The 24,685-nt window shown below is 41.9% G+C and carries 22 protein-coding genes and 2 tRNA genes; all 24 read left to right on the top strand.

From position 1 onward, the window contains the following. Positions 1–30: 30 nt before the first annotated feature. Positions 31–1,308: a 3-isopropylmalate dehydratase large subunit gene (leuC, locus tag M1381_10820; GenBank protein ID MCL4479566.1), complete on the top strand. Its 1,278-nt coding sequence runs from the start codon at positions 31–33 to the stop codon at positions 1,306–1,308. A gap of 51 nt (positions 1,309–1,359) precedes the next feature. Next, a complete protein-coding gene (locus tag M1381_10815) occupies positions 1,360–1,854 on the top strand; it encodes a 3-isopropylmalate dehydratase small subunit (GenBank protein MCL4479565.1) in 495 nt (164 codons plus the stop codon). 58 nt (positions 1,855–1,912) lie between these two features. Beyond that, positions 1,913–2,974, top strand: a complete 1,062-nt coding sequence (gene leuB / locus M1381_10810; GenBank protein MCL4479564.1) for a 3-isopropylmalate dehydrogenase — start codon at positions 1,913–1,915, stop codon at positions 2,972–2,974. A 234-nt stretch (positions 2,975–3,208) separates the two neighbouring features. Continuing rightward, complete coding sequence (locus tag M1381_10805; GenBank protein MCL4479563.1) at positions 3,209–4,234, top strand: aspartate-semialdehyde dehydrogenase; 1,026 nt, start codon at positions 3,209–3,211, stop codon at positions 4,232–4,234. Further along, entirely contained in the window at positions 4,231–6,318 is a 2,088-nt protein-coding gene (locus M1381_10800) for a beta-propeller fold lactonase family protein (protein ID MCL4479562.1), read from the top strand. Before M1381_10805 ends, M1381_10800 begins: the two co-directional genes overlap by 4 nt. Positions 6,319–6,373: 55 nt before the next feature. Next, on the top strand, positions 6,374–7,012 hold the full coding sequence (locus M1381_10795; protein ID MCL4479561.1) for a porin family protein: 639 nt from the start codon (positions 6,374–6,376) through the stop codon (positions 7,010–7,012). Beyond that, entirely contained in the window at positions 7,013–7,750 is a 738-nt protein-coding gene (gene truA, locus M1381_10790) for a tRNA pseudouridine(38-40) synthase TruA (GenBank protein ID MCL4479560.1), read from the top strand. After that, on the top strand, positions 7,750–9,546 hold the full coding sequence (gene lepA / locus M1381_10785) for a translation elongation factor 4 (GenBank protein MCL4479559.1): 1,797 nt from the start codon (positions 7,750–7,752) through the stop codon (positions 9,544–9,546). Before truA ends, lepA begins: the two co-directional genes overlap by 1 nt. Positions 9,547–9,592: 46 nt before the next feature. After that, positions 9,593–10,213 (top strand): signal peptidase I, encoded by a 621-nt coding sequence (gene lepB / locus M1381_10780; protein MCL4479558.1) that lies wholly within the window; start codon positions 9,593–9,595, stop codon positions 10,211–10,213. Between the two features lie 74 nt (positions 10,214–10,287). Then, on the top strand, positions 10,288–11,595 hold the full coding sequence (locus M1381_10775) for a hypothetical protein (protein MCL4479557.1): 1,308 nt from the start codon (positions 10,288–10,290) through the stop codon (positions 11,593–11,595). An 89-nt stretch (positions 11,596–11,684) separates the two neighbouring features. Further along, entirely contained in the window at positions 11,685–13,391 is a 1,707-nt protein-coding gene (locus tag M1381_10770) for a hypothetical protein (GenBank protein MCL4479556.1), read from the top strand. A 434-nt stretch (positions 13,392–13,825) separates the two neighbouring features. Continuing rightward, positions 13,826–13,898, top strand: a tRNA-Lys gene (locus M1381_10765). A gap of 119 nt (positions 13,899–14,017) precedes the next feature. Next, positions 14,018–14,092 (top strand) — tRNA-Glu (locus M1381_10760). Between the two features lie 365 nt (positions 14,093–14,457). Further along, entirely contained in the window at positions 14,458–15,054 is a 597-nt protein-coding gene (locus tag M1381_10755; GenBank protein MCL4479555.1) for a porin family protein, read from the top strand. Between the two features lie 324 nt (positions 15,055–15,378). Next, on the top strand, positions 15,379–17,301 hold the full coding sequence (locus M1381_10750; protein ID MCL4479554.1) for an aconitate hydratase: 1,923 nt from the start codon (positions 15,379–15,381) through the stop codon (positions 17,299–17,301). A gap of 95 nt (positions 17,302–17,396) precedes the next feature. Next, positions 17,397–18,641: an isocitrate dehydrogenase (NADP(+)) gene (gene icd, locus M1381_10745; protein MCL4479553.1), complete on the top strand. Its 1,245-nt coding sequence runs from the start codon at positions 17,397–17,399 to the stop codon at positions 18,639–18,641. A gap of 32 nt (positions 18,642–18,673) precedes the next feature. Continuing rightward, entirely contained in the window at positions 18,674–19,615 is a 942-nt protein-coding gene (gene mdh, locus M1381_10740) for a malate dehydrogenase (GenBank protein ID MCL4479552.1), read from the top strand. Positions 19,616–19,761: 146 nt separating this feature from the next. Then, on the top strand, positions 19,762–20,601 hold the full coding sequence (locus M1381_10735; GenBank protein ID MCL4479551.1) for a fumarate hydratase: 840 nt from the start codon (positions 19,762–19,764) through the stop codon (positions 20,599–20,601). 7 nt (positions 20,602–20,608) lie between these two features. Next, the gene (locus tag M1381_10730; protein ID MCL4479550.1) at positions 20,609–21,166 is read left to right on the top strand and encodes a Fe-S-containing hydro-lyase; all 558 of its coding nucleotides are present in this window, start codon (positions 20,609–20,611) and stop codon (positions 21,164–21,166) included. A gap of 11 nt (positions 21,167–21,177) precedes the next feature. Continuing rightward, entirely contained in the window at positions 21,178–21,552 is a 375-nt protein-coding gene (gene sdhC / locus M1381_10725) for a succinate dehydrogenase, cytochrome b556 subunit (protein ID MCL4479549.1), read from the top strand. A gap of 9 nt (positions 21,553–21,561) precedes the next feature. Then, positions 21,562–21,924 (top strand): succinate dehydrogenase, hydrophobic membrane anchor protein, encoded by a 363-nt coding sequence (gene sdhD / locus M1381_10720; GenBank protein ID MCL4479548.1) that lies wholly within the window; start codon positions 21,562–21,564, stop codon positions 21,922–21,924. A 16-nt stretch (positions 21,925–21,940) separates the two neighbouring features. Further along, the gene (gene sdhA, locus M1381_10715; protein MCL4479547.1) at positions 21,941–23,671 is read left to right on the top strand and encodes a succinate dehydrogenase flavoprotein subunit; all 1,731 of its coding nucleotides are present in this window, start codon (positions 21,941–21,943) and stop codon (positions 23,669–23,671) included. A 1-nt stretch (position 23,672) separates the two neighbouring features. Continuing rightward, complete coding sequence (locus M1381_10710) at positions 23,673–24,368, top strand: succinate dehydrogenase iron-sulfur subunit (protein ID MCL4479546.1); 696 nt, start codon at positions 23,673–23,675, stop codon at positions 24,366–24,368. Positions 24,369–24,499: 131 nt separating this feature from the next. Further along, positions 24,500–24,685: succinate--CoA ligase subunit beta (gene sucC, locus M1381_10705; protein ID MCL4479545.1), on the top strand; the 186-nt coding region annotated here is incomplete at its 3' end.

The following is a 24,685-nucleotide window of genomic DNA, read 5'->3' as shown; positions in this document are numbered from 1 at the left end:
TTGTAAAATTTAAGGTGAAAGGAATTTAATATGGGAATGACGATTACAGAAAAGATACTCGCTTTGCACACGGGGCTTGATCGTGTGGAGCCGGGGCAGCTCATTATGGCAAACGTTGATCTGGCGCTTGGTAACGACGTTACAGCTCCCATTGCCATTGATGAATTCAAAAGACACGGCGGTAAAGATGTTTTTGACAAAAGCAAGGTAGTTCTTGTCCCTGATCATTTTGCGCCAAACAAAGATATAAAATCAGCAGTTCAATGTAAAATACTCAGAGATTTTGCGAGAGAAAAGGGCATTGAAAACTATTTTGAGGTAGGGAATATGGGTATTGAGCATGCATTACTGCCCGAATCAGGGCTTGTAGCACCGGGTGATCTAATAATAGGTGCGGACAGCCATACATGTACTTACGGTGCTGTTGGAGCCTTTTCAACCGGTGTAGGCAGTACCGACCTTGCTGCAGCCATGATGAGCGGCAGGGCATGGTTTAAAGTTCCGGAAACAATTAAGTTCGTTTATCACGGTACATTAAAAGGCTGGGTTTATGGTAAGGACGTGATCCTTTATACGATAGGCAAGATCGGCGTAGACGGCGCACTTTATAAATCGATGGAATTCACGGGCGGGATAATAGATCGGATGAATATGAGTGAGAGGTTTACAATGTGCAACATGGTCATAGAGGCGGGTGGTAAAAATGGTATAATTATACCCGATAAAACGACTATAAGCTACGTAAACGACAGGGTTAAAAGACCCTACACTGTGTTCATCTCCGATAAAGATGCGAAATACGAAAACGTCATTGAATATGAGCTTTCAAATCTTAAGCCGCAGGTTGCTTTCCCCCATTTACCCGAAAACACAAAGCCTATCGATGAAGTCGGCAGGATAGAGATTGATCAGGCATTTGTGGGTTCATGTACAAACGGATGGATAGAAGACTTGAGGATAGCGGCAAATATCATAAAAGGTAAAAAAGTAAATTCTAATTTAAGGATGATTGTTATTCCGGCAACGCGTGAGATTTACAAGCAGGCTTTAAAAGAAGGGTTGATTGATAGCTTTGTTGAAGCAGGTGCAGTGTTCAGTACCCCTACATGCGGTCCATGCCTTGGCGGGCACATGGGTGTTCTTGCACCGGGTGAAAGGGCAATTGCAACAACTAACAGAAACTTCAAAGGCAGGATGGGGGATCTTGACAGCGAGGTTTACCTTGCAAACCCTGCAATAGTAGCAGCTTCTGCAGTGCTTGGCAGGATTGGATCACCGGAGGAACTTGGGATGAAGGGCAATGGTTAACAGTAGGGTTGGTGTGACCCCGTCCCTACATTTATAAATGAGGAGAATAAAATGATAGTAAAAGGCAATGTCCATGTATTTGGAGATGATATAGATACAGATGTGATTATACCTGCGAGGTATTTAAACACGTTTGATCATGAAGAACTCGCAAGGCATGCTATGGAAGGGATTAAGCCCGAATTCTATAAAACTGTAAAAAAGGGCGACATCATTGTTGCAGGGCTTAATTTTGGGAGCGGATCTTCCAGGGAGCATGCACCAATTGCAATACGGGCAACAGGCATATCACTTGTTATAGCAAAGAGTTTTGCAAGGATATTTTATAGAAATGCCTTTAATATCGGGTTACCATTGCTTGAGCTAAATGAAGGTATTGATTATATAAAGGATGGCTCAACGATTGAGGTTGATCTCGATAAGGGGCTAATAAAGGAGCTTTCAACGAATAAGGTTTATAATGCTGCTCCTATCCCGGGGTTTATGCAGGAACTGCTGGGTGCAGGCGGATTGATGAATTATATGGAGAAGAAGCAAAGGAAATAAGGCAAGAATAAAAATATTATAATAAATATTTGAAAAAAAATATGGGAGGCTTGTTATTATGAAAAAGAGGATAGTTGTATTTCCAGGAGACGGAATAGGCCCGGAGGTTATAGAACAGGCAAAAAAGGTACTTACAAGAGCAGCAGAAATCGGTAGTTTGAAACTCGATATACAGGAATTTCCCATTGGCGGCGCAAGTATAGATGTGTACGGTGTACCTTTAAAAGATGAGTTCCTCAAACACGCAAAAAAGGCTCATGCCGTTATGCTTGGTGCTGTGGGTGGACCAAAATGGGACAACGTGGATCCTTCAATACGTCCTGAGAAGGCTTTACTTGCATTGAGAAAAGAGTTAAAAGCTTATGCGAATCTTAGACCTGTGAAGCCTTTTGTATCACTGCTAAACGCATCAACATTAAAGCCGGAAGTTATCAAAGATGTTGATATCCTTGTTGTAAGAGAGCTTACTGGCGGCATATATTTCGGCAAACCGAGAGGTATAAAAAAAGATAGGAAGGGTTATAACACCCTTGTTTATAAAAAGGATGAAATAGTAAGGATTGCAAAAAAGGCTTATGAATTTGCCATGTTAAGAAAAAAGCATGTAACAAGTGTTGATAAGGCGAATATACTTGAAACCTCCATGCTATGGCGACAGGTTGTTAATGAGGTGAAGGTAGATTATCCCGATATAAAGCTTGATCACTTATATGTGGATAACTGTGCAATGCAGCTCATAAGAAACCCGGGTCAGTTTGATGTGATTTTAACGGACAATATGTTTGGTGATATTCTGAGTGATGAGGCATCCATGCTGACAGGCTCGCTTGGAATGCTGCCTTCGGCAAGTATCGGGGATAAAGGCGGTATATACGAGCCGATCCATGGCTCAGCGCCTGATATTGCCGGTCAGGGCATAGCAAATCCCATAGCAACAATAGCATCCGTATCAATGATGCTAAAATACAGCTTTAATAAACCCGATTTAGCTGATATAATAGATAATGCTGTTCAAAAGACACTTGATAGTGGATTGAGGACAAAGGATATAAATGACGGCACAGGCAGATTGGTTTCTACATCAGAAATGGGTGAGGAGATATTGAATAGGATAGGATAGAGCAATTAAAGATTCCTCTGTTTCATTTCCGGGAAACTTGCCCCCGTGAAAACGGGGAGCGGGAATCCAGATGTTGTTTTTTTGAAAGAAGTAAATTATAGAACGAATAAAGAACGGGGTTCACGTTTACACGGGAATGACAGAAATGAGTTCATACGTTCATAACTTTTGTAAGGGCAGACAGATTGAAATGGTAAAAAATAGAGTACAATTAAATAAAAGGAGTTGAAAAAAATGGGCAGTAAAAGTTATTCAGTCGCTATTGCAGGGGCAACAGGCGCGGTGGGACAGGTAATGTTGGAATTACTTGAGGAACGAAAATTTCCTGTTAGAGAACTAAAACTGCTTGCATCAAACAGGTCAAAGGGTAAACAATTAAAATTTAATGGAGAGGCTGTAATCGTAGAAGAGCTTGGAACAAAGTCATTCACAGGGGTTGAGATAGCTTTGTTTTCAGCCGGTGCTTCAAGAAGTAAAGAATTTGCATCACACGCAGTTAAGGCAGGTGCCGTTGTGATTGATAATAGCTCTGCATTCAGAATGGAACCCGATATTCCTCTTATCGTGCCGGAGATAAATCCTGATGCAATAAAGCTGTATAAAAAAAGAGGGATCATCGCAAATCCGAATTGCACTACCATTGTTACATTAATGGGTGCTGCACCTCTTCATATGTACGGTAAGATAAAAAGAATGGTTGCAACAAGCTATCAGGCGGTTTCAGGCGCCGGTGCAAAGGCAATGGCAGAGCTTGAAGCCCAGGTAAGGGCTTATGTAAAAGGCGAGCCTCTAAAGGTGGAAGCATTTCCATATCAGATCGCATTTAATGTTCTTCCGCACATTGATGTATTTCTCGAGAACGGATATACAAAAGAAGAGATGAAGCTTATCAATGAATCAAGAAAGATATTGAACGATCAGACGATAAAGGTTTCCCCGACGACCGTCAGGGTGCCTGTTTTCAGGGCGCATTCTGTAGCAGTTAATATCGAGACAGAGAAAAAGATCACAAGACAAAAGGCGATGGAACTTATAAACGCTTTTCCGGGTGTTCAGGTGGAAGACGACCCGGCCAATAAGAAATACCCAATGCCTCTGTTTGTAGCTGGAAAAGATGATTGTTATGTGGGCAGGATAAGAGAGGACGATTCCGTTGAGAACGGTTTAAATTTCTGGGTTGTGGGCGATCAATTAAAAAAGGGTGCTGCACTGAATGCTATACAGATAGCAGAACAGATGATAAAAGACGGGTTATTATGAAACAGGAGTGTTTGCATGTGGGGTCTGTGCCTGTAATGACCGGCAATAGATCAGATAAATGCAGGAGCGGGGCAACGCTCCGCCCTATTCTGGAAACAGGGAAGCTTTTATCATCATTTTTGCCTATAATTATGGTGATAGCCGCATTGATCTTATTTAGTACAACGATTTCTTACGCCTTCCCAAATACAAAGATTGGCTCTATTTCTGTCGGCAACGGCCCCTATGGTATTGCAGGAAACGGGACGTACGTTGTTGTGGCTGAAAGCCAGACAGGCTATGTAGACCTTATCAACTTTTCAAACAACCAGATTGCTCAAAAAGTCCTTCTCGGAACAAATCCATCAATGGTAACTATTACTCATGATGGAACAACGGCTTATGTTACAAACTATGGAAATAATTCTGTTTATGCCATAAACCTGAACAGCTCAACCGGCTTTACTACGTCCACGATTTCAGTCGGGAGCGGACCTATCGGTATTTGCATAGCCAATAACACTGTATTTGTAACAAATTATGCAAATGATACATTCTCATATTTTCCGGTTGGTTCTTCATCTCCAACCACTGTGCAAACATGGGGAGGCGGTCCTATAAGTATAGCGGCAAATTCAAGTGCAAATGCGGTTTATGTAGCCAACAGTACATCAAATGCCGTAAATGTATTTCAATATAATTTTAATGCATCCGGTACTTACGGAGTGACAACAACCATTACTACCGGATCATATCCGTCAGCGATATTATTAACACCCGATCAAACAAAGCTTTATGTTGCTAATGCGAATGATAATACTATATCTGTTATAAACACGTCTTCCAACAGTGTTGTTAATACCATCTCTCTCGGCTCATCCTCAGGCGGGCATCCAAATGGCCTTGCAATAACGCCTGACGGCTCAACTTTAATGGTTATTAATTCCCCGACAGGCGGCATTACCTATATTCAGACATCTACCAATACCGTAATAAACACCCTATCTCTGGGCTCATACCTCAAGCAGGCTTATGTTACTTCAAATGGTTCGGACATGTACGTAACAGATTATTCGGCAAGCACGGTTTATGAACTTTCAAGCGTAGTTACGATATCCTCTACAAAGCCTTCTGCTATAAATAACACAACCAATAATACATCCGTAATTACATGGTCGTCGACTATGTCGGGAACGTACGAGGCAGAGATTGGCGGCAATGGTACGAAGGGGAGCGGTATTCCATTGCCCGGAGGCAGCGGTTCTGTAACAGCAGGACAGACAATGACAATGCCTATTTATGCATCCGACCTTATCAATCTTGCCGGAGGCAAAAATGGTCCATACACGATATACATCTACGTAACAACCACTCAAGGTATTGTTGCATACGCATCAACAAGTATTTTATTATTAACCGTTCCTCCGTCACCTGCTTCTAATCTTTCCGCCCTGCCAAATAACGGAAAAGCTTATCTGAACTGGACAGCAAGCACATCTCAATACCTTGGAGGATACTATGTGTATTATTCTACCTCCATGTTTGATATCAATAGTCTGCCGTCAACCGTTGTTGATGCAGGGAATACGACATCTTACACGCTGAACGGGCTTACCAACGGAACGCTTTATTATATCGGAGCTATCGCTTATGATCTGGCTGCGAATAAGAGTACATTAAGCAATATTACAACCGTTACGCCTGTTTATATCCCCAGTCCTTCCGATCTTTCAGGTCAGAAGGGCAATTGCTTTATCGCAACGGCAGCTTACGGCTCATATGATCAATTTGATGTGTGGGTATTAAGACAGTTCAGGAATAAAATATTGCTGACCAATAAACCCGGAATATGGTTCGTAAAAACATATTATAAATTAAGCCCGCCCATTGCGCATTTTATAGCAGGTAGAGATACATTAAGGGCAGTTGTCCGCGTGATGCTTCAACCTTTTGTATTAGGAAGCATGGTTGTGCTTTACGGGACAATGGTACAGAAAATTTTTATAGCTCTGGCAATTCTATTACTTCTGGGGACAATATTTATTATAATTAGATATGAAACATATTATAATTCGTATCATTCCCGTGAGAATGGGAATCCATGAGAAAGTTAACGGCGATTGAAATCGGGAAAGGGAATATGTAAAAGGAGAATAATAAATGTTAAAAAAGGCTATAATGCTATTTTTACTTATAGGTTTTCTCAGTGTACCTGCATTTGCGTCTGAGAATATTCATTATGAACTTACACTTGGTGCCGGGGCGCTGCGTTTTACAAAAGATCCGGTACTCAAATCATTTTATAAAAAAAGTTATGTACCGGTGTACAATCTCGGTGCCGGTATTTTATTTTATCATGTCATAGGGCTTGACGGCTCATTAAGCTTTCTGACCGGCAAGGATACCATATATGCCCAGACAGGTGTTGGGCAGCAATACACGCTTATGATTTATCCCGCAAGACTCAATGTTGTTGCACAACTCAGAGTAAAGGATGACCAGGTGATATACCCTTATGTAGGGGCGGGCGCGGTTGCAACCGGATTTTATCAGATAGCTTCGTCCGGTGGAGCTATAGTAAGCGGTTATAGATACGGCTACGATTTTATAGCGGGTATACATTTGCTGCTTGATCCGATTGATATGAGGCATGTCGGCTACCTGAGAACGGAGTACGGCATCGACCATGTTTATATTGATCTAAGGTATGGCCAGGACATTGTTAACGACTTTGGTAAAACGAGCGGATTTAATTTTTCTACACAGTATATCATTGGTTCACTTGGGTTTGAGTTTTGAGTGATTCAAAGAAATATAAAACTCACAATAGAATATGACGGCACAAGCTACAACGGCTGGCAGACACAGGCTGATGTACCGTCAATTCAATCGGCCATAAAATCAGCTATAGAAAAAGTTACAGGTGAGCATATTAAGTTAATAGGTGCAGGAAGAACGGATACCGGTGTTCACGCAAAGGCACAGGCAGCAAATTTTATAACATCATCGGGCATCTCTATTGAAAGAATGCCTTATGCGATCAACGCACATCTTCCATCCGATATTGTTATAAAATCTGCACAGGATGTTCGATTAGGTTTTAATGCAAGAAAGGACGCAAAGGCAAGAGAGTATAGGTATGTTATTTATAACGGCAGATACAGAACAGCCACGAATAGACTGTACAGCTATCATGTAGCTTTTAAATTGGATATTCATGCGATGGAACAGGCTGCTAATTATTTAAAAGGAGAGCATGATTTTGCAGGGTTTGTGAGCAGACAGAAAATAGTTCCTACATATAAAAATATCATGAAACTTGATATAGAAAAAAAAGATGACTTTATTTACGTAACAATTAAGGCAGATGGTTTTTTACATCACATGGTGAGGTATATTGTATCTGCGCTTATTGAGGCAGGAAGAGGGAGTATGCGGCCAGAGGATGTAATGCACTATATAGAACCGGAATGCAAAAAATGGGGTTTAGCAAGAGCTCCTGCAAAAGGGCTGTTCCTCATGAATGTGGAGTATTGATGGACACGCTTCACATCAGGAATTTTTCTATCGTGGCACATATTGATCACGGCAAATCAACGCTTGCCGACAGGATACTTGAATTCACCGGCGTGCTTTCTTTGAGAGAAAAAAAAGATCAGTTCCTTGACCAGATGGAACTTGAGAGAGAAAGAGGCATTACGATAAAAGCTTCACCCGTCAGATTAAATTATCGTTCAAAATCAGGTGAAGATTTTGTGTTTAACCTTATAGATACCCCGGGGCATGTGGACTTTTCTTACGAAGTATCAAGGAGCCTTGCGGCATGCGAGGGTGCTCTGCTTGTTGTGGATGCCACACAGGGTGTAGAAGCACAAACCCTTGCCAATGCGTATCTTGCCATTGACAATAATCTGGAACTCATCCCTGTTATAAATAAGATCGACCTGCCGGGCGCTGAACCTGAAAGAGTGAGAAAAGAGATAGAGGATATAATCGGCATTGATGCATCGGGAGCAATACTTGCGAGTGCAAAAGAAGGTACGGGCATTGAAGAGATACTCGAATCGGTTGTAACCCACATACCGCAGCCAAAAGGAGATCCTCAAAAACCTTTAAGTGCCCTGCTTTTCGACAGCTGGTATGACAGTTATCAGGGCGTAATTATGGTTGTAAGGGTTTTTGACGGCTCAATGAAGTTAGGCGACAGGATAAGAATATTTTCAACCGGACGTAGTTATGAAGTAACGAATCTCGCTATTTTTGCTCCTTATGTAAAACAGGTACAGAATCTGTCGGCAGGCGATGTCGGCGTGATAATAGCAGGCATAAAGGATCTTCATGATACGAATATCGGTGATACAATTACCCTTGATGAAAATCCTGTTTCATCCCCCTTACCAGGCTTTAAACAGATGAAGCCGATGGTATTTGCCGGCATCTATCCTGTTGAAAATAATCAGTATGAGTCTTTGAAGGCGGCAATAGAAAAGCTGAGATTAAACGATGCCTCATTTACATCGGAGCCTGAAACGTCCTCCGCGCTCGGCTTCGGTTTCAGGTGCGGTTTTCTTGGATTACTGCATAAAGAGATCATTCAGGAAAGGCTTGAAAGGGAGTACGAGCTTTCACTGATCTCAACGGCTCCAACGGTCGCTTATAAAATCTATCTGCAGGATGGAAAGCCCATGGTTGTTGAGAACCCTGCAAATTTTCCCGAGAACAGGCTGATAGAAAATATAGAAGAACCTTATGTAAAAGTTACCATACACATCCCGTCTGATTATGTCGGTGCAATCATGAAAATGTGCGAGGATAAGAGAGGTATCCAGAGAGAGATGAAATTCCTCACCAGGAGTAAAGTTATGCTTGTGTATGAGCTGCCGTTATCTGAGATCATCAGTGATTTTTATGATAAGCTAAAATCTCTGTCACGCGGATATGCATCCATGGAGTATGAATTTCTTGAATACAGGAAGTCGGAGCTTATAAAGCTTAACATACTTATCAACGGCGAGCCTGTGGATGCACTTTCACTGATTGTGCATAAGGATAATGCATATTACAGGGGAAGAGCACTTACGGAAAGGTTAAGGAAGGTTATACCGAGACAGCTTTTTGATGTGGCGATACAGGCTGCCATCGGTTCAAGGATCATTGCAAAGGAGAGTGTCAGGGCAATGAGAAAGGATGTGCTTGCAAAGTGCTATGGCGGCGATATTACAAGAAAGAGGAAATTGCTTGAAAAGCAGAAAGAGGGCAAAAAAAGGATGAAGCACGTCGGTGCCGTAAACATACCCCAGGAGGCTTTTCTTGCGGTGCTGAAGACGGATTAGGATTAGATATTAGGTTTCGGATTTATATTATATATAAGGAGATGATATGACAAAAGAGAAAAAGAAAAAAGGGATAATAAGAGAATACGTAGAGGCATTTGCAACAGCGATTGTTCTTGCGTTGATCATACGGGCATTCATCATACAGGCATTTAAGATCCCCTCAGGCTCGATGGAGCCCACATTGCTTGTAGGGGATCATATACTGGTCAGTAAATTCATATACGGCATGCACATACCTTTTACGAATCACGTGATACTGCCTCTCGAGAACCCGAAAGAAGGAGATGTTGTTGTGTTTGAGTATCCAAAGGATGAATCGATAGATTTTATAAAAAGGGCAATAGGCCTGCCGGGCGATAAGTTACAAATCATAAACAAACAAGTCTATATAAATGGAAAAGCATTGTATGAACCTTATGCGTATCATGGAGATTCGGACATCCTGTCGGCGAATGTATCGCCGAGAGACAACTTCGGACCCATTGTTGTGCCGAAGGGAGAATACTTTATGATGGGAGATAACAGGGATTTTTCAAATGACTCGAGGTTCTGGGGTTTTGTGAAAAGGGACTTGATTCTCGGCAAGGCATGGGTTATATATTTTTCATGGAACCCAAAGACGCTGCACGTAAGGTGGAATAGATTTGGTATGTTGATACATTGATTAAGATTTATTGCTTGACAATATTTTTGTAAATTGGTATAAAAAAAATAAATATAATTATTAAGGAGAGCAAAATGAAAAAGATCACATTCAGGTTTTTTGGACTTTCAATCGCTGTCTTGCTTGTCATGACAATGGTTTATAGCTGCGGCAGCAGTAGCAGCAGTAGCAGTACACCTGCCGGGGCAACTGTTGCATTAACTTTACAACCGTCTACAGGAACAGTGGATGCGGTTGGTCTAAACGCATTAATAACAGAGGGTGTTTCCATTGTATTAGGTAATGTAAGCGGCACTCTTGATCCTGCAACAGTTCGGGTTTCTTTAAGCCCAAGCCTACCGTTTACAACATCAATTGCTTATGACGGGAGCTCAATTAACATTGTTCCAACGGGTTTTCTACCAACAAAAACAACATTCAATGTAACAACAAACTTCAGTTACACGCTAAATAATAAAACCTATTCCACAACACAATATAACACATTCACAACAGTTGCTTCAGCAGGAATTCCGGGCGCAGGTATAGGCAGCAGTTTTATAGTGCTTATAAACAATGTTACTCAGCCCCCCGGGATATCAGCCGTTCTTGGCGGTGCATTAAATAGTCTGCCTATAGCAATGGTAGTTGTTGGTGGAACACTTCCGAATCCTACAACTTTTATTGGGTCCATGATCCTGTATGGCGGTGAGGCAGCGCAGGCTGTTTCTCCAACGGATATAAAGCCGAGCGGCTTTACGATCCCTCTTAGCGCAACCTATGACGGCTCTTACTTCAAGTCAAGCGGGCAGGTAACAATAACTGTTTCCCGTATCTCAATACCATTAAACCCGTTTGCATTAAGCGGTCAGATTACTACCGGCGGTTCTATTACCGGCGGCACGGTTTATGCGGTTGTTAAATGCAGTGCACTTGGTAGCGCAGCAAGCCTTGTGTCGACCTTCTGTGATTCACAGGGTAATCTTACAGTTGTCGGGACTTTTACAGGTTCGCCAAATACGTTATCAGCCTCATGGATATCACCAACTGGCCTTGGAAGTATACCTGGTAATGGCTCAACAGGCTTCGGTCCCACATCAACAACAGCACTTGAGATTACTACAACAGCAGGTTCCCAAGTAACAAATATTGCAAGTTATCTGCCTTATGCAATACTTGCACAAACAGATCCAACAACCGGCTATTTGGAAATAGCAGGAACAGGTAATGCTGTGTCAAAAAGTGTAGGAACCCCCGGGGTAGGAATTAGCACTGTTACCCAAGAGTTTAATCTTATCGATCCTGCAACAGGTTCGACATTTACAACAACACCAGGGACAACATACAATGCGTTTTACATGTTTAACCTTGAGACTGTGACAGGAACAACTTTTACAGATTAAAAGTATATGATAAATTTGCATGGGGCGAATCATGATTCGTCCCATGCTTTCATTGATTAAAAATATAACACATAAAAGGAGAGGGAAATATGAAATTAACAAAGTTTAGTTTATTGGCAATTGGTTTAATAACAGCAGGTGCGATGGTATCAAGCTGCGGTTCATCAGGCAGCGGAGGTAAAGGTAATACCGGACCAACTGTTGCACAACTTATACAGCAGGGCAGTGACGCACTTGCAGCGAAAAATCCGGCCGGAGCAAAATCTGCATTCCTTCAGGTACTTAAATCTGATCCAAATAATTGCAGCGCAAACTGGGGAATGACACTTGCCGATTTCCAGGACGCAGCAAACGTTCAGTTAACAGAGCTTGTGGCAAATCTTATAACCAACCTGCTTACAGATACAATCGGGAATACATTTACGGCAGTTAATATTGATTTGCAGGATATACCAACCAGAACCGCTGTCATAGAGAGTCAGGGGTGCGAGTTTACTTTGCCGGCGCTTCCAATTGAGATTAAGCCGGATCTTTCAACGGTATCTTCGCTCCTTGGCACTGTCGGCGGGGGGTCTTCTTCATTATCTCTGCCTTATATTGACATACAGATGACTTTTGGAACTCAGTGGGGTCCTGCAGAGGCAAGTGTGCTCGGCTCAACAGCAAATATGCTTAATGCCGCTATTGCTTCACTTTCTGCACAAACACTCGGTGTGCAATGCTTAATAGGACAGCTGACACCGTTAAAAGCTGCTTTGACAACATTCAGTTCAGACAAGATAGGTGGATTAAGAGGAATAGGTGCGGCTTATTATCAATGTCCTTCATTCCTTGGTTTCACATCCAATGGAGCTACTTTAATGACTCAGGCAGGTGCTGATATGGCTGATGCAATGCAGGAGATACAAAACCTGCCGGCGGCCCTTGCAAAAGATGCGGGCAATCCTGCAAAGATAATCCAGTATACGGATGTAAACGGAGATGGTGTGGTTGACGGTGGTGATACTATAAAGCTTGGCTGTACCGATCCGACCACAACGACAAATTGTGTGACAGATGTAGTAGGTATGGTCGGTGGATTGGGGGTTACAATGAATGGTAGCGGTATAGCTTCGGATGGAACAATTACAATCCCGGCAAACGTATCAAAGAAGTTTATGCCGGCAATATCTGCACTACTCAGTAATATGGCTGGCAACCTTAAAACTAACAGCCCTGCACAGATAGTACCGACGGATGTAAACCCCCTGCTTGAGTCATTAGGCTTCACAGGCGATGATTTTACATCAAACGTGGTAGCGCTGGATCCATACTACTACTTTAAGACTCCAAAGCCCATCAACTCATTTTTACCAACGCTTGCAAGTAATGCTGGTGATCAGAATCAATTCCAGATAGAGGCAGAGATTACAGCTACAACAGGCGGCATGCCGTGGTATTATGAAGCAGGTGATGCAAGCCACTTTACAGATGGTACAAACACAAATATATCGCCAGACGGCATTTCAGTGCCTGTAACAGCAGGTCCTTTGAGTATTTCTTTACTTGGATCATTACCGGCAATGATCCCGTATATCTCGTTTGCTGATCCAACATTTGGCGGCATACTTTCAATCGACTTAAGTCAGATGCTTGAGTTCTGTGGATCATCTCCATGTCCGGCAGCAACACCAGCAGGATTCCAGTCAGCATCAGTATATTCATTAGATAAGCTCATCGCAGGCGGCATCTACGGGTTGTTTACGGATACGACAAACGCGGGTAAACCATTCACAACAGAGAACCCGATCTGGTAAAAAGATAATTTTTCTTACAGCCCCCTCGCCCTTCCTCTCAGGAGAGAGTTGAAAGGGGAGGGGATTTTTTTATTTTTAAATTCCCTCCCCGTTTACGGAGGAGGCGGGATGCTTCAGCGGTGCCTGGACCGGGAAGGACGAATTTAGACCCCATATGCACTCATATTATGGGGACTTCAGTAGACATCCCTTCCTGTTAAGTGAAAGCAAGGGGTTTAATTGCTTGTATTTTGTCTTGACATAATCTCTACAGTATATAATATTTAAAATCGGTGTTAACATGAAAGATGCTATTAGATATCTAAATAATGCAAAAGAGATATTAAAAAAAGTCCCTGTAGAGGATGATACGTATTAGAGGACTTATTTATGATACGAATGCTGTTAAAGATTATCTGAAAGCAGCAAGGTATTTTATAGAAAAGATCGATTAAGAGCCACTAGCTCAGGTGGTAGAGCATCTGCCTTTTAAGCAGGGGGTCGCGGGTCCGAGCCCCGCGTGGCTCATTTTTAGAATAGATTCTTCGTGGCTGCACCACCATGAATGACCGGTGTCATTCTGAACGAAGTGAAGAATCTCTATAGAGTTTTAGAGAATTATACCCTCAGTAGGGTATGATTGTTGTGTCCCCATCGTCTAGCCCGGCCAAGGACATCACCCTTTCAAGGTGGTAACACGGGTTCAAATCCCGTTGGGGACGTTTTTTATAAGGTCTTGAAAAATAAACTAAATCTTCAGCAAATCATTATCAGCTTGGCATACCCGAGTTTAGTGGTATTTGTAGCTGTTGAGTCATATTTAAGCCGTTTTGACTTGGTTGTTGTAGCAAATGCAGGGAGTGATACAACTCTATCGCTATTTTTAAATGCATTTTTTGTTTTACAAAAAATCTCAATATGTGACCAATTTGTGACTTTTCGTGTGTTATACGCTTAGACATATCAAATTAAGCTGTCCTGTCCTTGCCAATGGGAAAATAGAGGATGGGTTAGTTTGTAAGACAAAAAGAAAGCTGTTCCATTAATAAATGTAACAAAACTAATAATAATAAAAGGAGAAAAAAGTATGAAAAGAATCTGTATGACAATATTAGCATCTTTGATAATCATTGGATTTGCAGTATCTTCAAAAGCGGATTATAATGGGAGAGTAAATCAGGTATGGTCTGTCGCACCTAAACTTATTATTTTCTTTCCCAACGGCAGTAATCCCGGATTAAATAATTTTGGTCCAGGAGTAGGTGTTGGAGTTGACGGGCGGTATAATTTTATGAAGTATTTTGCTGTATCAGCGGAACTTGATTATCTTGGTGTCTCAAGCGCTAATATAAACGGCGCCACTGAAAATTTCAGCAATTTCGCGATCAAAGTCGATGCACTCGGGACAATACCTTTGGGCAAGATAACACCATTCTTTGGTCTTGGTCCTGTATACAACAGTCCGAGTATTTCTGTTAGTGGTGGAGGTTATTCAACTTCTATAAGTGGAAGCGGTATTGGGTTAGAAATTGTCGGAGGAGCAGACTTTTTAGTAACCCATAATGGGGCAGTTACTGTTGAAATCTCACTTCCAATCAGTGAAAGTGCTACCTTTAACGGTTCAAGTACAAGCGTTGATGTTGGCAGCTATGAACTTATGGGAGGATACAGGTTTCTTTTTTAACATTACCTCTTAGTCTCTTATCCGTTGTTACAAGGCGTGCTTTATGCACGCCTTTTCTTTTTTTATTTGGCGCTTAATGCACATGGTAATATGTGGCTCGAAGCACAAAACACACCCTGCATTTTATATCTTTCATGTCCTATGCAGTATACGGATGACGGAATCCTTTTACCCTTTTTACAAGGTTTTAAATTTTACAAATGAACTTGCAGTCTGTATGCGCTATGATAATGCCATATAAAAAATTATAGTTTTTGTTGACAATGTAAAAATCAAATTTGTATACAATATTCAAGATATCTTATAGTTTTTTAAGGAGGCTATGTGAGACAGAATATTACACAAAAAATAATTTCTTCTCATCTTGTATCAGGCAAGATGATTCCGGGCGAAGAGATAGCAATTAAGATTGATCAAACACTTACTCAGGATGCAACAGGCACAATGGCATATTTACAATTTGAAGCAATGGGTATCCCGAAGGTTAAAACGGAATTGTCCGTAAGTTACGTTGATCATAATACATTGCAAACTGGTTTTGAAAATGCGGACGACCATAAGTTTTTGCAGACAATATCATCAAAATACGGGATCCATTTTTCAAAGCCGGGTAACGGTATATGCCATCAGGTTCATCTCGAACGTTTTGGCGCACCCGGTAAAACACTGCTCGGTTCGGACAGCCATACCCCGACAGGCGGAGGGATTGGCATGATTTCAATAGGGGCAGGAGGACTTGATGTCGCTGTAGCAATGGGCGGCGGGCCGTTTTATCTTAGTATGCCAAAGGTTGTTCTTGTAAAACTCACAGGGAGGCTTAAGCCATGGGTAAGCGCAAAAGATATCATATTGGAACTATTGAAAAGGCTTACTGTTAAAGGCGGGGTTGGCAAGATTTTTGAATATGGCGGAGACGGCGTTAAAACCCTTTCTGTCCCTGAAAGGGCGACAATAACAAATATGGGTGCCGAACTTGGTGCTACGACGTCTGTATTCCCGAGTGATGAGATGACAAAGGCTTATATGTCCGCACAGGGCAGGGTTAAACAATGGAAAAATCTTATGGCTGATAAAGATGCTCAATACGATGAAGTTATAGAAATAGATCTATCAAAGGTTGTCCCGCTTGTTGCCCAGCCGCATAGCCCTGATAATGTGGTAGAGGTAAAAGCGGTTGAAGGGTTAAAAATAGATCAGGTAGCAATAGGCAGCTGCACAAACTCATCATATAAAGACCTTGTAACAGTGGGTAAGATCATGAAAGGTAAAAAGGTTCATCCCGACGTTAGCTTTGCCATATCTCCGGGTTCAAAACAGGTACTTAACATGATTACAAAAAACGGCATATTATCCGATCTGCTGTCTGCGGGTACAAGGATTCTTGAGACGGCTTGCGGCCCCTGTATCGGTATGGGACAGGCACCAGCGAGCGCGGCAGTTTCAATTAGAACTTATAACAGGAATTTTGAAGGAAGGAGTGGAACACCCGATGCAAGGATATATCTGTTAAGCCCTGAAACAGCGGCTATATCAGCTATAAAAGGTGTATTAACAGATCCGAGAAAGATGGGTAAACCCGTTAAGATTGCGTGGCCCAAAAAATTTATAATTGATGACAGCATGATTATAAAACCTTCCAGGAAACCCGAGAGCGTTGATATTGTAAGAGGTCCTAATATAAAGCCGCTTCCGAGAAGAGAGGCTTTAAAAGATACAATATCAGGGGTTATATTATTAAAGGTCGGGGACAACATCACAACCGATCATATCATGCCTGCCGGTGCAAAGGTGCTGCCTTTCAGATCGAACATTCCCGCAATGGCTGAACACGTTTTTGAAAGGGTTGATCCCGATTTTCCAAAGCGTGCAAAAGAAAACAACGGCGGGTTTATCGTAGGCGGGGTTAACTACGGACAGGGTTCAAGCAGAGAGCATGCAGCTCTTGCGCCTATGTATCTCGGGGTAAAGGCTGTAATAACAAAATCGTTCGCGCGGATTCATTATGCAAATCTTGTTAACTTCGGGATTATCCCTCTGATGTTTGAGAATGAGGCTGATTATGACTCAATAAGACAAGGGGATACCGTTGAGATTAAGGACATAAAAACACAGATAACCGGTTCAAACAGGATTGCCGCACATACAGGCACAGGAAAAGAACTTTTTTTAAAACATAGCTTGACACCACGACAGGTGGAGATCATCATAGAAGGTGGTTTGTTGAATTATACGGTAAAGAATAATTAATGTCATTCCTGCGAAAGCAGGAATCCATGAAAAATAAAAACTGGATTTAGTGTCAAGAGCGGAATGATAAAATAATAAAAGGAGAGATATATACTATGGCAAATGGAACAAAGATAGGTTTTGAAAACGATAAGTTGATAGTTCCCGATGATCCTATTATACCATTTATAGAAGGTGATGGTACAGGCCCTGATATATGGCGCGCGTCCCAGATTGTTTTTGATGCTGCAGTAAAAAAGGTATTTAATGGTAAAAAGAAGATCGTATGGAAAGAGGTCTACGCCGGAGAAAAGGCATTTAAAAAATTTAATACATGGCTGCCGGATGAAACACTTTCTGCTATTCAGGAGCACATTGTAGGGATAAAGGGACCTCTTACAACACCCGTTGGCGGAGGTATCAGGAGCCTGAATGTTGCATTGAGGCAAAAATTAAACCTCTTTACGTGTATGAGACCTGTAAAATACATTCCCGGTGTGCCAAGCCCTGTTAAACACCCCGAAAAAATGGACGTAATAATATTCAGAGAGAATACGGAGGATCTATATGCAGGTATTGAATGGGCGCAGGGTGTGCCTGAGACAATAAAGCTCATAAGGTTTCTTAAGGATGAAATGGGGGCAAAGTTAAGAGATGATTCCGGTATAGGGATAAAGCCGATAAGCATAACTGCAACAAAACAACTTATGAGAATGGCTATCAAGTATGCACTTGATAAAAAACGTAGGAACGTAACCATTGATCACAAAGGCAATATAATGAAGTACACCGAAGGTGCGTTCAGGGAATGGGCGTATCAGGTTGCAAAAGAGGAATTCAGGGACAGGATAGTTACGGAAGAAGAAGTAGAGAAACAGTATAATGGAAAGGCACCGGCAGGCAAGCTTATTATAAAAGACAGGATTGCCGATAACATGTTTCAGCAGGTGCTCACGAGGGCGGATGAATACGATATTATTGTAACACCCAATTTGAACGGCGATTATCTATCAGACGCATGCGCTGCACAGGTTGGAGGCCTCGGCATGGCACCGGGCGGCAACATAGGTATTCCTTATGCAATATTTGAAGCAACGCATGGTACAGCTCCCAAATATGCCGGTCAGGATAAGGTAAACCCGGGATCGGTGATCTTATCCGGTGCAATGATGTTTGAGTATCTCGGATGGGATTCTGTGAGTCAAGTGATTAAAGAATCCCTGGGAGAAACTATTAAGCAGAAAAAAGTTACTTATGATCTTGAGAGGCAGATGGAAGGTGCAGCACTGCTGAAGTCATCAGAGTTTGCTAAAGCGATAGTTGATAATATGGACAGTGTAATCAGGAAATTAAAAATTTAAAAATAAGCCTACGGCTTAAAAAGGAGGTTTTTATGTCAAGAAAAAAAATAACGGTAGTTGGTGCGGGCCATGTTGGAGAATCAACAGCAGAAAGGCTCGCAGCGATAGAACTTGGTGATGTTGTTCTCGTTGATATAGTTCAGGACATGCCGCAAGGAAAAGCACTTGACCTTATGCAGGCAAGACCTATTTACGGCTCAGATGTGAACATTATAGGTACAAACAGTTATGAAGAAACAAAGAATTCGGATGTTATTGTCATTACATCCGGTATGCCGAGAAAGCCGGGTATGAGCAGGGAAGATCTGCTTCAAACGAATGTCAAAATCGTTAAGGAGGTTACGGATAATGTAGCAAAGTATTCTCCTGATGCCATTATAATTGTCGTGGCAAACCCTGTTGACGGGATGACCTATGTTGCTTACAAGACAAGCAAATTCCCGAAGGAAAGGGTTATGGGTATGGCCGGTGTGCTTGATTCATCCAGATTTAGAACATTCATAGCCATGGAACTGGGTGTATCGGTAGAAGATATAAATGCGTTTGTTATCGGGGTCCATGGTGATGAGATGGTGCCTTTTGTGAGGTATACAAATGTAGCAGGCATACCCGTAAGTGAACTTATAGCAAAGGACAGGCTTGATGCTATTGTTGCAAGAACAAGGGTAGCAGGCGGTGAGATCGTAAAGCTTCTGAAAACGGGAAGCGCTTATTATGCACCTGCCGCATCAGCGGTGGAAATGGTGGAGTCGATAGTAAAGGACAAGAAAAAGATCCTACCTGCTATAACACTTTGCACTAAAGAGTACGGATTAAATAATGTGTTTATGGGTGTTCCGGTAAAACTCGGAGAAAGCGGCATAGAAAAGATTATTGAGATAAAAATGAACGGTGAAGAAGTACAGGCACTTAATAAATCGGCAGAAGCAGTAACGAGACAGAAGAACGAGATAGACGGGTTGAAGTTATTATGACCTTAACAGCAGGGGCAGGCCAGGCACAGACAGAGCTTGGATACCACATCTGCCCGATTGAAAATCACTCATTCAAAAAAGAGCGAGCACATAGGTTTGCCCCCTGTAAAATCAATAAACAAATTATTTGGAGAAGGTAAAATAGGATGCGTGAAATAAAAGCAAAACAGATCACGGAGACCGTAGGTAATCTTTGCACCAAGGCTAATTTCGATATCCCAGAGGACGTTATGAAGGTGCTTAGAGATGCACATAACCGGGAGGTTTCTCCACAGGGAAAGGATGTTCTAAAGCAAATCATAGAGAATGACGAGATAGCCCATAATGAAGAAGTTCCCATGTGTCAGGATACAGGGCTTGCCGTATTTTTTGTTGAGCTCGGACAGGAAGTACACATTACAGGCGGGCTTATTACGGAGGCAATAAACGAAGGCGTCAGAAAGGGCTATAAAGACGGCTATTTGCGAAAGTCCACCTGTAATCCGTTTACAAGAAAGAATGTCGGCGATAATACACCGGCAATCATTCATTATGAGATCGTTCCCGGAGACAAAATAAAAATAACGATGGCTGCAAAAGGCGGCGGCAGTGAGAACATGAGCAGGGTGATGATGATGAAGCCTTCGGATGGACTTGAAGGTATAAAAAAGTATATCGTAGAGAGGGTAAAAGAATCGGGATCAAATCCATGCCCTCCTGTCATTGTTGGAGTTGGAATAGGCGGAACCTTTGAACGTTCTGCAATCATTGCAAAAAAATCGTTATTAAGACCATTAGATGTGCCGAATCCGGATCCGGAGCTTGACAAACTCGAGAATGAACTGCTTACTTCTATCAACAAACTTGGCATAGGACCAATGGGGCTCGGCGGCAGGGTTACAGCTCTTGCAGTCCATATTATTGTTGAGCCATGCCATATAGCGAGTTTACCTCTTGCTGTAAATATACAGTGTCATTCAGCAAGACACAAAGAAATAATAATATGAGGCAAATATGGGAGAAGTGATAAGAATAACTGCGCCTTTAACGGATGATACGGTATCAAAACTGAAGAGTGATGACAGTGTTTTAATAACAGGCGTGATGTACACAGGCAGGGATGCCGCACACAAGAGAATGGTGGATGCGTTAAATAGAGGAGAGGAACTGCCTTTTGACATAAGGGGTCAGATCATATATTATGTTGGTCCTTCACCTGCAAAACCCGGTAAACCGATAGGGTCCGCAGGTCCAACCACCAGCTACAGGATGGATGCTTATGCGCCGGCACTGATAAAACTGGGATTGAAAGGCATGATCGGAAAAGGCTGGAGAGCAAAAGATGTTATTGATGCCTGCATAAAATACAGGGCTGTATATTTTGGCGCAACAGGCGGAGCAGGTGCATTGATCGCCAGGTCCATAAAGAAATCTGATATCATTGCTTATGATGACCTTGGTCCTGAAGCAGTAAGGAGGATTGAGGTAGTAGATTTTCCTGCTATTGTCATAAATGATGCTTACGGTAATGACCTTTACGTCAAAGGTGTAGAAGTATATAAACAAATTTAGGAGGCATATAAATGGCAAAGAAAAAGATTTACGAGTTTAGTTACAGGTATCATTCAGGAACAGTTGCGTGGATACTGCACAGGTTATCGGGCTTGGCTTTGATTGGTTATTTGTTAATACACATCTGGGTGATCCACAGGCTTGAAACCCCGCAGGGCTTTGACACCGTTATGAAGTTTTTGAACCAACCTATGTTTAAAATATTAGAGCTCGGTTTATGGGGTGTAATTCTTTATCATGCGATCAATGGATTGCGCATTATCATAATTGATTTTGTAAAGGGTTCACTGATTCAGAAGCCTTTGTTCTGGGCTACAGTGGCGATTGGTATAATCCTGCTCTTTGCAGGTGCGGTACCCTTTTTAAGTCATTTACATTTGCAATAGGAGGCGGATATGAATATTAAATTAGTTTCAGGCAATTCAGGTATAAAAAGGTGGTTTTATCAGCGTATCACAGGGATATTTCTTGTAGTTGTGCTGTTAGTGCATTTTACGGTTATGCATTTTATAGGAACAGGCGAGATAGATTATAAGACGGTGGCTCCAAGACTCGCATCTCTATATTGGAAAACCTTTGATCTTGCATTCCTTATATTTGCACTATATCACGGCATGGCAGGATTATGGGTCATAGTGGATGATTACGTACATAAGGACGGCTGGAGGATTGTTATATACTCAACAATAGTTCTTGCAGGATTCATTTTCCTTATACTCGGCGCACTTACAATCATAACTTTTACACCCAAAATATAAGGAGAGAACAATGCAGATGAATATAAAAAATCATTATCATGATGTTATAATAATTGGTGCAGGGCTTGCCGGCACAAGGGCGGCGATCGAAGTCGCATCAATAGCAGATGTTGCTGTTATTACAAAGGTGTTCCCAACTCGTTCGCATTCAACGACTGCTCAAGGCGGGGTGGCAGCATCTCTTAATAATAACAAAGCAAAAGGTGAAGATTCCTGGGAATTGCATATGTTTGATACTGTAAAGGGCAGCGATTATCTTGGAGACCAGAATGCTATTGAGTACATGTGTAAGGAAGCGCCTCCGACAGTTATAGAGCTTGAACACATGGGTGTGCCGTTTAGCAGGATGCCCGACGGTAAGATTGCACAGAGGGATTTTGGAGGACATTCAAGGCCCAGGATAGCTTATGCGGCTGATCGGACGGGCCATGTTATGCTGCATACTCTATATGAACAGAGTATAAAAGAAAATGTTCATTATTATAGTGAATTTGTGGTTACCCAGTTGATTATTGATAACAATGTTTGCAAAGGTGTTGTTGCCTATGATTTAAGAAAGAGAAACGTTCATGTTTTCTCTGCTAAATCTGTTTTAATCGCGACTGGCGGGGGCGGAAGGATTTACAAGGTAACATCAAATGCGCATGAGTCTACAGGTGATGGATTTGGTCTTATTTATAAGTCTGGATTACCTTTACAGGATATGGAGTTTCCTCAATTTCATCCAACGGGTTTGTATCCCCTCGGTATTCTTATAACAGAAGGTGTCAGAGGCGAAGGAGGATTTCTGCTAAACGGCAAAGGTGAAAGATTTATGGAAAAATATGCACCCGAATTCAAAGATTTGGCTCCGCGGGATCTTACCTCCAGGGCCATATACACGGAAATAATGGAAGGCAGGGGCGTGGGGCCTAAGAAGGATCATGTTTTGCTTCAGATACATCATATTGGTAAAAAGGCAATACTTGAAAAGCTGCCGGAGATATACCAGTTTACGATAACTTATGCCGGTGTAGATTGTACAAAAGAGCCGATACCTGTTATGCCGACAATGCATTATTACATGGGGGGTATCCCAACAAACTATGAAGACGGGCTTGTTATCGCTGATGATAAAGGCAATACGGTTAAAGGATTGTATGCGGCTGGTGAGGCTGCTTGTGAATCAGTACACGGCGGAAACAGACTCGGAGCAAATTCACTTGTGGATACCGTTGTGTTTGGCAGAAAAGCAGGTAAGCACATGTATAAATATATTCAACAGGTAGATAAGCCGGAATTGAAAGGCGATGAAGGCAAACAAACGGTAGAGATGATTACTAACCTTACGAATTCAACGGGTCAAGAGCTTGTCAGCAAATTAAGAGAAAACCTTCAGGATATTATGTGGCAGAAATGTTCTGTTTTCAGAGATGAAAAAACCCTTAAAGAAGGGCTTAGTGCACTTAAAGAGCTCCAGAAAAGATATGAGAACGTAAGGCTTATTGATAAAGCTTCAACATTTAATATGGAAATGAAAGAAGCAATTGAGCTTGGTAATATGCTTGAATATGCTGAAGCAACGCTTGCATCCGCGATATACAGAAAAGAAAGCCGCGGTGCGCATTCAAGAGTTGACTATCCTAAAAGGGATGATCAAAACTTTTTAAAACATACACTCGTTTTCAGGGTACAGGGAGCTACTCCTAGAATTGCTACTAGAGATGTCTCTATAACAAGATATAAACCACAGGAAAGGAGATATTAAAATGAAGGTACAGATCAAGATTAAGAGGTATGATCCGGAAAATGATAGAACTTATTATCAAGAATATAGTGTAGATGCGGAAGAGCAGACCCCTATATTAAACTGTCTTAACGATATAAAATGGCACCAGGATGAGACGCTTGCTTTTAGAAGGTCATGCGGTCATGCAATCTGCGGTTCGTGCGCAATGAAAATAAACGGTAAAAATGGTCTTGCCTGTCAGACACTTATCAAAGATACGGGTGAAAATGTAACTATAGAACCTCTGCCATCATTCCCCATTATAAAGGATATGGTTGTGGATCTCGATAAATTCTATAATAAGTTTATAAAAATAAAGCCGTATCTAATAAATGATGAACCTCTGCCGGATCGTGAACGTTTGCAATCCCCTGAGGAGCAGGCTTTGATTGAGGATGCAAGTAAATGTATACTCTGCGGTGCGTGTACATCGTCATGCCCGTCGTTCTGGGCTGATGATGAATATATCGGTCCAGCGGCACTGGTTAAGGCATACAGATATATATTTGATACGAGAGATACCTCTGCAGAAGAAAGGCTCAATCTTGTTAACGATAAACACGGCGTATTTAGATGCCACACAATTTTTAATTGTATGGAGGCGTGTCCAAAAGAAATAAAAATAACGGAATGGATATCAAAACTCAAAGTCGCGCTTGCAACAACGAGGTTGTAGTGGCAATGAATTGCCTCTAATCCGTCATATTAGGCGGATAGCAATGACAGCAGGGCATTTTCTTGTAAAGGCAGACACGCAGGTTTGCCCCTATGAAGAGAGGATATCAATATTGTTTAAAAGGAGTAGAAATGAATATACACGAATATCAGGCTAAAGAATTAATGGGTAAATTCGGTGTTGCCGTACCTAAAGGCAAAGTAGCCTTTTCCGCGGATGAGGCTTATGATGCCGCAAAACAACTTGGCTCACCAAGATTTGTTGTAAAGGCGCAGGTTCATGCTGGCGGCAGAGGTATCTCTCGTATCAAATATATA

It is taken from the genome of Deltaproteobacteria bacterium, from assembly GCA_023382265.1.
Lineage (GTDB): Bacteria > JAMCPX01 > JAMCPX01 > JAMCPX01 > JAMCPX01 > JAMCPX01.
Note: the sequence above shows the minus strand (reverse complement) of the source record. Positions and strands in the feature narration are given on the sequence as shown.